Below are 13534 nucleotides of genomic sequence, written 5' to 3' on the forward strand. Positions count from 1 at the left end.
ATGAGAAGCAAGTGCCGACAAGCGTTACCGAGGGTTCGAATCGGGAATTCCCCCGCGTACGACCGGCAGCACGTCGAGCTCGATCCCGAACAGCTCCCGGTACGCGCCCCGCACCTCCTCCTCGCTCTCCAGCGTCCGCTCCTCGCGCTCGCCCCCGGCGCGGGTGATCAGCTTCCGGTCGCTGAGGGTGATCCGGCCGTCCTCGGTGAGCAGGGAGCAGACCAGACTCCGCGGGAAGTGCGAGTCGGGCGAGGTCTGGTGGTACCAGGCGCCCGCCGCGAAGTCGGCGAGCTCACGCGGCCGCCGCTCCACCCGGTACTGCGGCTTGCCGTCGCGCAGCACGTCCAGGTCGCCCTCGACGCCCTCCACGATCCGGAACACACCGCCCGGGTCCTGCTGCTCCCCGCGGTCGTCGAAGTCCAGCGGGTAGTGGCTGTGGTCGCCGAAGCCGACGTCGGCGAGCCGTCGCCGCCCGTCCGCCGTCTCCACGAGCAGCGCCATGTGGTCGTACGGGATGCCCGGCTTCCCGCCCTCCCCGAAGACCCGTGCCTGGAGCAGCGAGACCTCGTAGCCGAGCCCCCGCAGCAGTACGGCGAACGCGGTGTTGACCTCGTAGCAGAAGCCGCCCCTGTGTGCCCCGACCACCTTGTCGAGCAGCGCCTTCTCGTCCAGGACGACGGCTTCGCCGAGGTGGATGGAGAGGTTCTCGAAGGGCACGGTCCGCAGGTGGCGCAGCTGCAGCTCGCGCAGCGCGTCGGAGTCCTCCCGGTCGGGTCGCGCCGCGCCGATGCGCCGCAGATAGGCCTCGACGTCCGCCGGCGTGGGGACGAAGGACTCGGGGGGAACGGGGGCCGTCGGTCGCGTAGTCATACGGCCAGTCTGCACCGCCCGGCCCCCCGCCGACCTGGCTATCCGACCGGTGCCGACTCCTCTTCCGGAGAGGGCAGTTCCCTCATCCGGGCCAGCGGCGAGGCCAGCACCCACAGCACGGCGAAGACGGCCCCGACGGTCGCGATCCACAGCGTCGGACGCAGCCCGATCACGGTGCCGAGGAAGCCTCCGACGAGCGCGCCGAGCGGGCGGAACCCATGGTTGAGCGTCCGGAACGCACCCATGACCCTGGCCCGCACGGCGTCGGGTATCAGCGCCATCTGGAACGAGCCCGCCGCGACGTCGACGATCATCACGCCGACGCAGGACAGGAACTCCGCCACGAACAGCACGGACACCACGAACGGCAGCGGGCCGTCGGCCAGGGGTATCAGGACCAGGGGCAGGGTGAACCCGAGGAAGCCGGCGACGAGCGAACCACCGATGCCGATCCGCCGCACGACCGCCCCGCTCAGCACCGCCCCGAGGAGGCCGCCGACGGCTCCCGTGCCGAGCACCAGGCCGAGCAGCCCGGGGCTGATGCCGAGTTCGGTCGTCACGTAGATGACGAAGAGCGTGTGGAACATGTAGTTGAAGAACTGCACGGTGCCGGACGCGGCGAACAGCGCGCGCATCGACCGCTCCCGGATCACCCAGCGCAGGCCCTCGGTGAAGTGCCCCTTGGCCACTGGTGCCGGCGGCGGCTCGACCGGCTTGATCCGGGCCAGGTACCCGGCCGACACCAGATACGTGAGGGCGTCCGCGACCAGGGCGAAGGGCGCGGTCAGCAACTGCACGAGCAGTCCGCCGACCCCTGGCCCCGCCAGCCACGCCGTCGACCGGCTGCCGTTGACCAGGGAGTTCGCCTGCACGTACCGCTCGGTGGGGACGAGCGCCACGAAGAGCGTGGTGTTGCAGACCTCGAAGAGCACGGTGAGCGCGCCGATCCCGAACGCCACCACGTACAACTGGGTGAGCGTCAGCGCGTCGAGGGCGTAGGCCACGGGGAGGCTGAGGACCAGCCCCGCCCGTCCCAGATCGGTCGCGATCATGGCACGCCTGCGGCTGGCCTGCCGGTCGGCCCAGGCACCGAAGGGCAGGTTGAGCAGGAGTGCGGGCAGCAACTCGGCCGCCTTGAGCCAGCCCATCGCCGCCGCGTCGGCCCCGAGGACGAGGACGGCGGCGAGCGGGATCGCCATGAGCGATATCTGGTCCCCGGCGAGCGAGACGGTCTGCCCGGTCCAGTAGCGGCGGAAGGTCCGCTCGCGCAGCAGCGCCGGTACGCGTTCCACGAGGGCCACCCTGCTCACTCCTTCTCTCTGTCGGGTACGTCCAGGTCCAGGTAGGCGACCCGCAGCACGCTGACGGGCCCGGCGCCCTCCGGCCGGAGGGACGGGTCGGACTCGCGGGCCTCGTAGGGCCGGAGCAGCGCCTCGATCCGTGCCCCGAGATCGGCCAGCTCCTCGGGGGTGAGGTAGAGCAGGGAGTCGCCGAACTGCTCGGCCTCCTGCCACTCCTTCGGCAGCCGGTGCCGGTTCCCCATGGCACGGACGACCCGCTCGAAGTACCGCTCGGCGACCACCGCGGTCAGCGCCCCCGCCGCCTGCGCGACGGCGGCGTCCTCGCTGTACTCGGGCCACTCCGTGTACCGGGCCGTGGCACGCCAGGGCTTCTCCCGCCCCCGCCCGCCGGGCGCCTCCTCCACGAGCCCGTACTTGGCGAGTATCCGCAGGTGGTACGAGCAGCTGGCCACGGACTCCCCGGTCAGCTCGGCGGCCCGGGTAGCCGTGAAGGGCCCGCTACTGCGCAGCAGCCCCACCAGGGAGAGCCGCAGCGGGTGCGCGTAGGCCCGCAGGGCTCGCGGGTCGGTGAGTCGAATGCTCCTGGGCTGCTCGCCCTCGGGCCGCTGGTCACTGCTCTCCTCCTGCATGTATGTAAAGCTAGCTTTAGAAAGACTTCTTTACAAGCATTCCTTTACACCGTTGCCTCACTCTCCTCCCGCCACGGCCGTCAGCCCGGGCCCGGCCCCCACGACCGCGATCGCCCCGTCCAGGTCGGTCCGCAGCACCCGCGCCCCGCCGGCCCGCAACGACTCCACCGTTCTCGGCGACGGATGCCCGTAGGGATTGCCGCTGCCCGTCGAGACCAGCGCGAGCCTCGGCCGCACGGCCCGCATCAGCCCCGGGTCCTGATGGGCGGAGCCGTGGTGGGCCACCTTGAGCACGTCCACCGGCGCGAGATCCGGATGAGCCCGCAGCAACGCCCGCTGGGCCGGCGGCTCCAAGTCACCGAGGAGCAGCAGCGTCAGCCGTCCGGCGACCGTGACCAGCAAGGTGACGCTGGCATCGTTCGGCCCGTCACCCCCACCGAAGCCACTGGAACCCCCGGAGTCACCGGCCCCGGTACCGCCACCGGCCTCGCCACCGCCACCGGCAGCCCCCGAGCCGGTCGCCGCCGCCCCGGGCCCCGCCATCGGCCAGAGCACTCGCCACTCCAACGCCCCCACCCGCCGCCGCTCCCCCAGCCCGGCGGGGATCAGCGGCACCCGCGCGGCGGCCGCCGTCCTCCGCGCGAACGCCGCCTGGGCGGGCGGCTCTTCGAGCCCCGTCACCTGGATCGCCCCGACCGACCGGCCCCGCAACACCCCCGGCAAGCCGGCCACATGGTCCGCGTGGAAGTGGGTCAGGAGCAGCAACGGCACCCGCCGCACCCCGAGTTCCCGCAGACAACGGTCCACCGGTACGGGGTCGGGGCCCGCGTCCACCACGACGGCGGCGTCCCCGCCCGCCGCGAGCACCGTCGCATCCCCCTGCCCCACCTGGCACATCGCGAACACCCAGCCCGGCGGCGGCCATCCGCCGACCCACCGGGTCAGGGGCGCCGGTCGGGCCACCACGAGCAGGAGCAGCACGGCGACCAGCAGGGCCATCGGCCCCCGGTACGGCAGTCTGCGCGCCCCGAGCACCACCACGACCGTGATCAACGCGAGGGCCGCCCCGCCCCACCACCCGCCCGGCCAGCTCATCTCCGCCCCCGGCAGCGCCGCACCCGCACGGGCCACCCGCGCGATCCACCCGGCGGGCCAGCCCGCCACCCACGCCAGGCCCTCCCCGGCCGGAGTCCACACCGGCGCCAGGGCCAGCGCGGCGAAGCCGAAGACCGTCGCGGGCGCCACCGCGAGCTCCGCGCACAGGTTCGCCGGGATCGCGACCAGGCTCACCCGGCCGGCGAAGACCACCACGACGGGAGCGCACACCGCCTGCGCCGCCAGACACGCCGCCAGCGCCTCCGCCAACCGATCGGGCACCCCGCGCATCCGCAGCGCCTCACTCCACCGCGGGGCCACCGTGAGCAGGGCCCCGGTGGCGAGCACCGAGAGCAGGAAGCCGTAACTCCGGGCGAGCCAGGGGTCGTAGAGCACCAGGACGAGAACGACGGTGGCCAGCGCGGGGATCAGCGACCTCCGCCGACCGGTCCCGATCGCGAGCAGCACCACCAGCCCACAGGCCGCGGCACGCAGCACGCTCGGATCGGGCCTGCAGACGACCACGAAGGCGAGCGTCAACGCTCCCCCGGCCAGCGCCGAGCCCCGCAGCGAGAGCCCGATCCGGGGCGCGAGCCCGCCCCGCTCCACCTCGTGCGCCCGCCCGGGGCGGCCGACCAGCAGGAGCAGCACGACGGACAGGTTGCTTCCGCTCACGGCGAGCAGATGAGTGAGATCGGTCGCCTGGAAGGCGTCCCGCAGCTCGGTCCCGATCCGGGAGGTGTCCCCCACGACCAGACCGGGCAACAGGGCCCGCGCGTCCGGATCGAGACCGTCGGTGACCCGCCGCAGCCCGGCGCGCAGCTCCCCCGCCGTCCGTTGCAGCGCGCTGGGACGGCCGACGATCCGGGGCGGCCCCCGGTCCACCTTGAGCACGGCCGCGAAGGGGTCGCCGGGCTGCGTGGGCGGCACCAGCCGGGCGTCGACCTCCAGCCGGGTGGAGGGCAGCAGCCGCAGCCACGCGTCCCTCGCCGCTCCGGGCGGCACGATCAGCAGCACCGGCGCCCTGGTCCGGTGGGCCGCACCGCCCGGCCGCTCGGCCCTGGTCACCTCACCGTCGAGGACGACGGACACGGGTACGGTCGCGCTGCCGCTCACACGGGGCCGGGTGAGCCGCGGGTCGGAGGTCACCGTCACCTCGAGCTGCGCCCGCGCGTACTCCCGCGCCAGGGCGGGGACGGGGCCGCGGCGCAGGTCCGCCGCGTGCAGGCCCGCAGAGGTCGCCCCGGCGGCCGCGCACAGCAGGACCCCGGCGCAGGCGGTCGCCCGCAGCCGTCCGCCCGGCGTGCCCCGCCGTAGCGTCCCGGCCTCCGCCCCGCCCTCCGTCGGGCGCGGCTCACCCGGCCGATCCGGGCCGGCGAACCACCGGGCCGCGGCCGGCGCCCACAGGACGGCGGCTCCGACCAGAGCGACCGTCACTCCGGCCACTGACCACCACCCTGGGGCACCGAGGGCACAGGCCGCCGCCACCCAGGCAGCGACCGCGAGCGGCACCAGCCTGAGATCCGTGGGCCCCTCGTCACGGAAGGGCCCGTCACCACGTCCGCCGTACAGCCCATCGCCCCGCCCGTCGTCGCGGACAGCCCCCTGAGTCCCCGGTCGCCCGGCACCAGCCGCGCCCCCGGCCCCGGCTGGCGCCCCAGCCCACGCCCCGGCCGCCGGGTCGGCCGGGGGATCGACCCCCGCCGCCGCCTCGTACCGCGTCACGGCCGGACCAGCGGTCGGAGATCGGCGAACCTGCGCTCACCGATGCCGTTGACCTCACGCAGTTCCCCCACCGACCGGAAGCCGCCCCGCTCGGTGCGATGGTCGACGATGTGCCGGGCGAGGACCGGGCCGACCCCCGGAAGGGTGTCGAGCTGCTCCACCGTGGCCGTGTTGAGGCTCAGCGGCACCCCGGGTCCACCGCCCCCGGCCCCGCTCCCCGCGCCCGCCCCCGAGGCACCGCCGGAGCCGCCGACCGGCGCCCCCGGCAGGCCGACGAGCACCTGCTCCCCGTCGAACAGGACGCGGGCCCGGTTGAGTCCGGTGAGATCGGCGCCTGGCTTCACCCCGCCCGCCGCATGCAGGGCGTCCGCCACCCGCGAGCCCGCGGGCAGGGTGAGGACCCCGGGCCTGCGCACCTTTCCGCCGACGTCGACGATCACCTTCGGCGCGCCCGTCGCGGCGGGCCCCGGCGCCGGTCCGGTAAGCGGGCCGGTGCGCGCGGCGGGCGTGGCGGCGGGGCCTGCGGGGACGGCGGCGCGGACGAGTTCGGGGGCGCGCACCGGCTCCGGCCGCCCCGTCCAGAAGTAGCCGGCCGCGAGAACCGCGGCCACGACCAGGACGACCGTCAGCGCGGCCAGCGCCCTCGGTTCGAGTCCGCACCGAGTCTGCAGCCACACCGGCGTCCGCTCCCGCAGCGCCACCGCCAGCCGCTCCCGCGCCCCGGGCGGCGCGGACACCCGCCCCACCGCTCCCGGCGCCCCATCCCGCGCGGTCACCTCCCCCTGCACCTCACCCGGCGAGGCCGCCGCGGTCCCAGCGGCCGCGGGGAAAAGCGCGTCCCCACGACCCCGTACAAGGGTCTCGGGAGCCGTGCCGGCCCGCCGCGCCCGGGACCGCCTCCTGGCCCGCCCGGGCGGCGCACCACGGGCTCCTGGGCGGCTTCGCCCGTCTGATCCGGGCGCCCTCCCGGGACCGCTGGACGGAGCGCCGGGGGTGGTCGATGCGATGCGTGTACGAAGAGTCATGCGGATGACGGTAGGAATCAGCGCCACCCCGTGCGGGACTCATCCTCGTTCTGTGGACAGGGCCCCGCCTGTGGAGAACCCCGTCACCCTCACGAGCGACCGCCGGGGCTCAGCGCGGTGAGACGACGACCGCGAGCAGCCCGGGTCCCGTGTGCGCGCCGATGACCGCGCCCACCTCGCTGACGTGCAGTTCCGCCATGCCCGGCAGCCGCTCCCTGAGCCGGTCCGCGAGGACGCCGGCCCGCTCGGGCGCGGAGAGGTGGTGGACGGCAATGTCGACGGCGCCGGAGCCCGCCCGCTCCACGGCGATCTCCTCAAGGCGTGCGATGGCCTTCGAGGCCGTCCGCACCTTCTCCCGCAGTTCGATCCGTCCGCCGTCGAGTTCGAGGAGCGGCTTGACCGCGAGCGCGGAGCCGAGCAGCGCCTGCGCGGCGCCGATGCGCCCGCCGCGGCGCAGATAGTCCAGGGTGTCGACGTAGAAGAACGCGGAGGTTCCCGCCGCGCGCTTCTCGGCGGCGGCGACGGCCTCGTCGAGCGAGCCGCCCGCCTCGGCGACCTGGGCCGCCGCGAGGGCGCAGAAACCCAGGGCCATGCCCATCATCCGGGTGTCCACCACCCGCACGGGAACAGGGGCGTCCTTCGCCGCGAGCACCGCCGCGTCGTAGGTCCCGGAGACCTCGGCGGACAGATGGAGGGAGACGATGCTCCTCGCCCCGGCCTCGGCTGCCTCGCGGTAGGCCTCGGCGAAGACCTCCGGGCTGGGCCGCGAGGTGGTGACGGACCGCTTCTTCTGCAAGGCCTCGGCAAGGGCCTTGGCCGAGATCTCGGTGCCCTCCTCAAGGGCTCGGTCGCCGATGACGACGGTCAGCGGGACCGTGGTGATCGCGTGCCGCTCCCTCGTCTGGCGTGGCAGATAGGCCGTGGAATCGGTGACGATCGCGACATGCCGGGACATGAGCGGGAGGTTACCCGCCGAGACGGCCGCACGGCAGCCCGGCCCCCCAGCGGGGCACGGCCGGGCGTCCGTCGGTCCGTCAGGTGGTGGTCTCCGGGCGGGCCGACTTCTCCCACGGGTACGCGGTCCGCCGCGGGTCGGGCGCGGTGATCGCGGACGGCTCGCCGCCCGTCGCGGGACCCGCGTTCCCGGGGGCGGCGGCCGGCCGGTGGTTCCCCGAGGAGGAAGGCCGGGACGTCCCAGGACCCGTACCCGTGGCTTCCGGCGTGGTCTCCGGGCCCGTCGTCCAGTGCCGCAGCGCGCCGGCTTCGACGTCGATCTGGGCACTGAGTGCCGACAGGTCGTCCTCGGCGAACTTCAGGGCCCGGTCCCGGGCGGCGCGCCGCAGCGCGTCGGCGGAGCCGGTGATCCGCTCGGTCCGCGCGGTGAGTTCGGGGAGCTGCGCGGCCACCCAGGCGCGGTCGGGCTCCCGCTCGAGGCGCTTGAGGTCCTCGTCCAGTTCGAGCCCGTGGGCGCTGAGCCGGTGGAACAGGTCGAGCGACTCCTTCAGCGAGGCGTCCTCGCCGACCCCGGCGTGCAGCGCCTCCTGCGTGGCGCGCATCGAGGTGCGCAGCGAGAGCCGCAGTCTGGCCAGCTCGCCGGTGACTCCGGCCTGGCCGAAGCTCTTGGCCCGCAGTGTGGTGTCCTCGACCGTGCGCCGTGCCTGGTCGATGGTGCGGTCGACGCCTCGCTTGGCGGCCTTGACCGCCTTCACCGTGACGAAGACCCCGAGCGCCACGAACGACAAGAAGAGCAGGGCCATGATCGTGATAATCGCGGCTTCCATGTGCGCCCCTCCGGCGTCCGTCCTGTCCCCACGGATGTGGTTCCTCCACGGTAAACGGAACGGGCAGGCCGGGGGTTCCATCGGAACCCCCAACCTGCCCGTAGGGGAAACCCCTATGCCGGGGTGACCGGGCCGTCAGCCGGCGACGATGTTGACCAGCTTCGGGGCCCGCACGACGACCTTGCGGATCTCCGCGCCGCCGAGCGCCGCGACCACGTGCGGGTCGGCCAGCGCCAGCGCCTCCAGGTCCGCGTCGGTGATGGACGGGGAGACCTCCAGGCGTGCCTTGACCTTGCCCTTGATCTGCACGACGCAGGTCACGGTCTCGTCGACGACGTACGCCGGGTCGGCGACCGGGAAGTCCTGGTGGACGACCGAGTCGGTGTGGCCCAGCTTGCGCCACAGCTCCTCGGAGATGTGCGGGGCCAGCGGGGCGACCAGCAGCACCAGCTGCTCGGCGACCTGCCGGGAGATCGCGCCGCCCGACTTCGTCAGGTGGTTGTTCAGCTCGGTGATCTTGGCGATGGCGGTGTTGAAGCGCATCGCGACCATGTCCTGCGCGACCCCGTCGATGGCCTTGTGCAGGGCACGCAGGGTGTCCTCGTCGGCCGGGGTGTCGACGACGGTGACCTCGCCGGTCGACTCGTCGACGATGTTGCGCCAGAGCCGCTGCAGCAGCCGGTACTGGCCGATCACCGCGCGCGTGTCCCAGGGGCGCGACACGTCCAGCGGACCCATCGCCATCTCGTACAGGCGCAGGGTGTCGGCGCCGTACTCGGAGCAGATCTCGTCCGGCGTCACGGCGTTCTTCAGGGACTTGCCCATCTTGCCGAGGACGCGGCTGACCTTCTCGCCCTCGTACCAGAAGGCGCCGTCCCGCTCCTCGACCTCGGCCGCCGGCACGGCGATGCCGCGCGCGTCCCGGTAGACGAAGGCCTGGATCATGCCCTGGTTGTACAGCTTGTGGAACGGCTCGGCCGACGAGATGTGGCCCAGGTCGAACAGCATCTTGGACCAGAAGCGCGCGTACAGCAGGTGCAGCACGGCGTGCTCGGCGCCGCCGACGTACAGGTCGACACCGCCGGTCGGCATGCCCTCGCGGGGGCCCATCCAGTACTGCTCGACGGCCGGGTCGACCAGCTTCTCGGCGTTGTGCGGGTCCAGGTAGCGCAGCTCGTACCAGCAGGAACCGGCCCAGTTGGGCATGGTGTTGGTCTCGCGGCGGTAGCGGCGCGGACCGGCGCCGTCGCCCAGGTCCAGGGTGACGTTGACCCAGTCCTCGTTGCGGGAGAGCGGGGTCTCCGGCTGGGTGTCCGCGTCGTTCGGGTCGAAGGTGCGCGGCGAGTAGTCCTCGACCTCCGGCAGCTCCAGCGGCAGCATCGACTCGGGCAGCGAGTGGGCGACGCCGTCCTCGTCGTAGACGATCGGGAAGGGCTCGCCCCAGTAGCGCTGGCGGCTGAACAGCCAGTCGCGCAGCCGGAAGTTGACGGTGCCCTCGCCGATGCCGCGGTCGGCCAGCCAGGCGGTGATCTTCGCCTTGGCCTCGACGACGCCCAGGCCGTCGAGCGTGATGTCCTCGTTGGAGGAGTTGACCAGCTCGGCCTCGTACGAGGAGAAGGCCTCGTCCCAGGTCGACGGGTCGGTGCCACGGTCGTCGGCGGGCTGCACGACGCAGCGCATCGGCAGCTCGAAGGCGCGCGCGAAGGCGAAGTCGCGGCTGTCGTGCGCGGGGACGGCCATGATGGCGCCGGTGCCGTAGCCCATCAGGACGTAGTCGGCGATGAAGACGGGGATCTGCTCGCCGCTGACCGGGTTGGTCGCGTAGGCGCCGGTGAAGACGCCGGTCTTCTCCTTGGCGTCGGCCTGCCGCTCGACGTCGGACTTGGAGGCGGCCTGCTTGCGGTAGGCGTCGACGGCCTCGGACGGGGTGGCGTGTCCGCCGGTCCACACGTCGTGGGTGCCCTCGGGCCAGGCCGCCGGGACGATCTTCGCGGCGCCGTCGACCAGGGGGTGCTCCGGGGCCAGCACCATGTAGGTGGCGCCGAACAGGGTGTCCTGGCGGGTGGTGAAGACGGTGATGGCGCCGGTGTCGCCGACCTGGAAGTCGACGCGGGCGCCCTCGGAGCGGCCGATCCAGTTCCGCTGCTGGAGCTTGATGGCCTCGGGCCAGTCCAGCGCGTCCAGATCGTCCAGCAGGCGGTCCGCGTAGGCGGTGATCCGCATGTTCCACTGGCGCAGCTTGGACTTGAAGACGGGGAAGTTGCCGCGCTCGGAACGGCCGTCGGCGGTGACCTCCTCGTTGGCCAGGACCGTGCCCAGGCCGGGGCACCAGTTGACGGGCGCGTCGGAGGCGTACGCCAGGCGGTACTCGCCCAGGACGTCGGAGCGCTCGGCGGGGCTCAGCTCGCTCCACGCGCGCGTGGTGCCGGGGATCTCGCGGGTGCCGTTCTCGAACTGCTCGACCAGCTCGGCGATCGGCCGGGCCTTCTTGGCCTCGTCGTCGTACCAGGAGTTGTAGATCTGCAGGAAGATCCACTGGGTCCACTTGTAGTAGTCCGGGTCGATCGTGGCGAACGACCGGCGCTTGTCGTGGCCCAGGCCCAGCCGGCGCAGCTGGACCTTCATGTTCTCCATGTTGGCCTCGGTGGACACGCGCGGGTGCGTGCCCGTCTGCACGGCGTACTGCTCGGCCGGCAGGCCGAAGGCGTCGAAGCCGAGGGTGTGCAGCACGTTGTGGCCGGTCATGCGCGCGTGGCGGGCGAAGACGTCCGTGGCGATGTAGCCGAGCGGGTGGCCGACGTGCAGGCCCGCACCCGAGGGGTACGGGAACATGTCCATGATGAACTTCTTGGGCCGGGCGGCGACCGCGGGGTCGCCCGCCAGGTCTCCGGCGGGGTTCGGGGCCTCGTAGGTGCCCTCCGCGTCCCAGAAGTCCTGCCAGCGTGCCTCGATGTCGGCGGCCATGGCCGCCGTGTAGCGATGCGGGGCCGCCGTCTCGGCGGCCGTATTGATCTCGGTCATGGTCCTTGAAGCTCCATCGATCGTCTCTGCCCACTGCCACGGACTGCCGTGAAATGAAAAATCCCCTCGCACAGGAGGGGACGCCGCGCCGACTCCGGCGGATGTCTGTCGTCCGCCGGGACTGATCAGCGCGGCTCGGTAAGCAGAAGGCGTACGGCACGCATGGCGTCAGGGTACCGCAGGGCACGGCGTGCCAAGAAGCCGTATACGAAGAAGCGGGCCACCCGATCCGGGTGACCCGCTTCTTTTCTGTGGAGCTAAGGAGAATTGAACTCCTGACCTCCTGCATGCCATGCAGGCGCTCTACCAACTGAGCTATAGCCCCTTGCTTGTTTCCGTCTCCGTTTCGGTTTCCCTCGCGGCGACAGACAGAACATTAACCGGCTCCCCGGCAGATCTCCAAATCGATTCTCGGAGCCCTCCTGACCTGCCGGGTAGGGTCGCCGACTGTGTCCGTCTCCGTGCTCTCCAAAACCCGCGCCCGGCCGTGGCCCCTGGTCACCGCCGCGGCGGTCTGCCTGCTCTCGTTCACGGCCTTCTGGGTGGCGCAACGCCTCGCCCACGTGAACATGCTCGACGTCATGGTCTACCGGGCCGAGGGCGAGACGGTCCGGGCCGGCGGCGACCTGTACGCGATGCGCGCCACCTCGGCGAACCTCGGCATGACGTACCCGCCCTTCGCGGCCCTGCTGTTCGTCCCGCTGACCCTGGTGGGCGTGCCGCTGATGCGGACGCTCACCACCGCGGGGAACCTGCTGCTGGTCGTGGCGCTGGTCCAGCTGTCGCTGCGGCTCGTCCGCCCGTCGCTGTCCCGTGCGGACCTGTGGCGTACGACACTGTGGGTCGCCGCGGTCGTGGTCTGGTGCGAGCCGGTCTGGACGACGCTGCGGTACGGCCAGATCAACCTGCTCATAGCCGTGGCCGTGCTCTGGGACCTCACCCGCCGCCGGGACAGCCGCTGGGCCGGTCTCGGGATCGGCCTGGCGACCGCGGTGAAGCTCACACCGGGGCTCTTCGTGGTCCTGCTGCTCGTCGCGGGTCTGCTGCTGTGGCGCCGCGACCGGACCGGGAACACCTGGCTGCGCACGGCCGCGACCGCGACCGGGGTCTTCCTGGGGACGACGCTGGCGGTGGCGCTCGCGCTGCCGGCGGACTCGAAGCGGTTCTGGACGCAGACGCTGTTCGAGACCGGCCGGGTCGGCTTCGCCGAGGAGACCGCCAACCAGTCGATCCGCGGGGTCCTGGCCCGGCTGATGCACACCGACGACCCGGGCATGTGGTGGGCGGTGACGGCGGCCGTCCTGGGCGGGGCGGCGATGGTCCTCGCGGTACGGGCGGCGGTGCGCGGCGACAAGGCGGTCGCGGTGATCGTCTGCGCGTTCACGGCGCTGATGATCAGCCCGATCTCCTGGTCCCACCACTGGGTCTGGTGCGTGCCGCTGCTGATCCTGCTCGCGGACCGCGCCACGCGCGCGTGGCCGGCGACGGGGGCGGTGGCGCTGGCCTTCGCCTCGTTCGCGCTGTGGTGGGTTCCGCACGACCCGGGGCGGCCCGAACTGGACCAGAACGCGGGTCAGATGGTGCTGTCCGCGATCTATCCGCTGACGGCGACGGCGCTGCTCGTGGGGTACGCGTGGACGCTGCGGCGTGGGGCGGCGGCCAAGGACCGGGCTGAGGCGCAGGATGGGGCCGAGGCGAAGGATCAGGTCGTGGCGCCGGGTCAGGGCGAGGATCACGCCGTGGCGACGGACCGGGCGGCCGTGAAGGCTCAGGCCGTGGCGAAGGAGTAGAAGCGCTTGAGGGTGCAGTGCTCGTCGAGGAGCCGGCCGTAGATCGGCTCCCCTTCGAGCTCGCGGTAGGTCTCGATGGGGTCGCCTTTTATGATCAGCGCCCGCGCGCACTCCTCGCACCAGTACTGGAACCCCGGGTTGACGGGATCCATGTCGCGCACGATGGGCGTGCCGCTGCCGCACCAGTCGCACTTCCGCCTGTGTGCACCCATCAGTCAGCTCCAGCTGTGGCCGCAGGCCGTGCACCCATAGGACACCCCGCCGTTTTCGCCGAGCACTAGGGCCACCCTCCCGTCC

At 72.8% G+C, this 13534-nt stretch carries 10 protein-coding genes and 1 tRNA gene; 1 reads left to right on the forward strand and 10 read right to left on the reverse strand.

Annotated elements, in window-relative coordinates; all coding sequences use genetic code 11:
* Positions 1–24: 24 nt before the first annotated feature.
* From DEJ43_RS11620 to DEJ43_RS11660, 9 genes are all read right to left on the reverse strand, one after another.
* Positions 25–870: an arylamine N-acetyltransferase family protein gene (locus tag DEJ43_RS11620; protein ID WP_015033550.1), complete on the reverse strand. Its 846-nt coding sequence runs from the start codon at positions 868–870 to the stop codon at positions 25–27.
* Positions 871–908: 38 nt separating this feature from the next.
* Positions 909–2171 carry an MFS transporter gene (locus DEJ43_RS11625; protein ID WP_233447944.1) on the reverse strand — a complete coding sequence of 421 codons (1263 nt, stop codon included), beginning with the start codon at positions 2169–2171 and terminating at the stop codon, positions 909–911.
* Positions 2172–2176: 5 nt separating this feature from the next.
* Positions 2177–2800, reverse strand: a complete 624-nt coding sequence (locus DEJ43_RS11630) for a winged helix-turn-helix domain-containing protein (protein WP_015033552.1) — start codon at positions 2798–2800, stop codon at positions 2177–2179.
* A 57-nt stretch (positions 2801–2857) separates the two neighbouring features.
* Positions 2858–5467, reverse strand: coding sequence for a ComEC/Rec2 family competence protein (locus tag DEJ43_RS11635; RefSeq protein WP_078508874.1), 2610 nt, complete (start codon positions 5465–5467; stop codon positions 2858–2860).
* A gap of 149 nt (positions 5468–5616) precedes the next feature.
* Complete coding sequence (locus DEJ43_RS11640; protein ID WP_069202198.1) at positions 5617–6645, reverse strand: ComEA family DNA-binding protein; 1029 nt, start codon at positions 6643–6645, stop codon at positions 5617–5619.
* Between the two features lie 109 nt (positions 6646–6754).
* Positions 6755–7600: a DegV family protein gene (locus DEJ43_RS11645; protein ID WP_015033555.1), complete on the reverse strand. Its 846-nt coding sequence runs from the start codon at positions 7598–7600 to the stop codon at positions 6755–6757.
* Between the two features lie 79 nt (positions 7601–7679).
* Entirely contained in the window at positions 7680–8426 is a 747-nt protein-coding gene (locus tag DEJ43_RS11650) for a hypothetical protein (RefSeq protein WP_041662380.1), read from the reverse strand.
* A 135-nt stretch (positions 8427–8561) separates the two neighbouring features.
* The gene (leuS, locus tag DEJ43_RS11655) at positions 8562–11447 is read right to left on the reverse strand and encodes a leucine--tRNA ligase (RefSeq protein WP_015033557.1); all 2886 of its coding nucleotides are present in this window, start codon (positions 11445–11447) and stop codon (positions 8562–8564) included.
* A 252-nt stretch (positions 11448–11699) separates the two neighbouring features.
* A tRNA-Ala gene (locus tag DEJ43_RS11660) sits at positions 11700–11772 on the reverse strand.
* 124 nt (positions 11773–11896) lie between these two features.
* On the opposite strand from DEJ43_RS11660, the gene DEJ43_RS11665 reads away from it, so the two are divergent.
* On the forward strand, positions 11897–13237 hold the full coding sequence (locus DEJ43_RS11665; RefSeq protein ID WP_015033558.1) for a glycosyltransferase 87 family protein: 1341 nt from the start codon (positions 11897–11899) through the stop codon (positions 13235–13237).
* On the opposite strand, the gene DEJ43_RS11670 is transcribed toward DEJ43_RS11665, so the two are convergent.
* Complete coding sequence (locus tag DEJ43_RS11670; protein WP_015033559.1) at positions 13216–13449, reverse strand: hypothetical protein; 234 nt, start codon at positions 13447–13449, stop codon at positions 13216–13218. The genes DEJ43_RS11665 and DEJ43_RS11670 overlap by 22 nt on opposite strands.
* Positions 13450–13534: the final 85 nt, after the last annotated feature.

Origin of the sequence: Streptomyces venezuelae ATCC 10712, from assembly GCF_008639165.1 — a bacterium.
GTDB classification, from domain to species: Bacteria; Actinomycetota; Actinomycetes; order Streptomycetales; family Streptomycetaceae; genus Streptomyces; species Streptomyces venezuelae.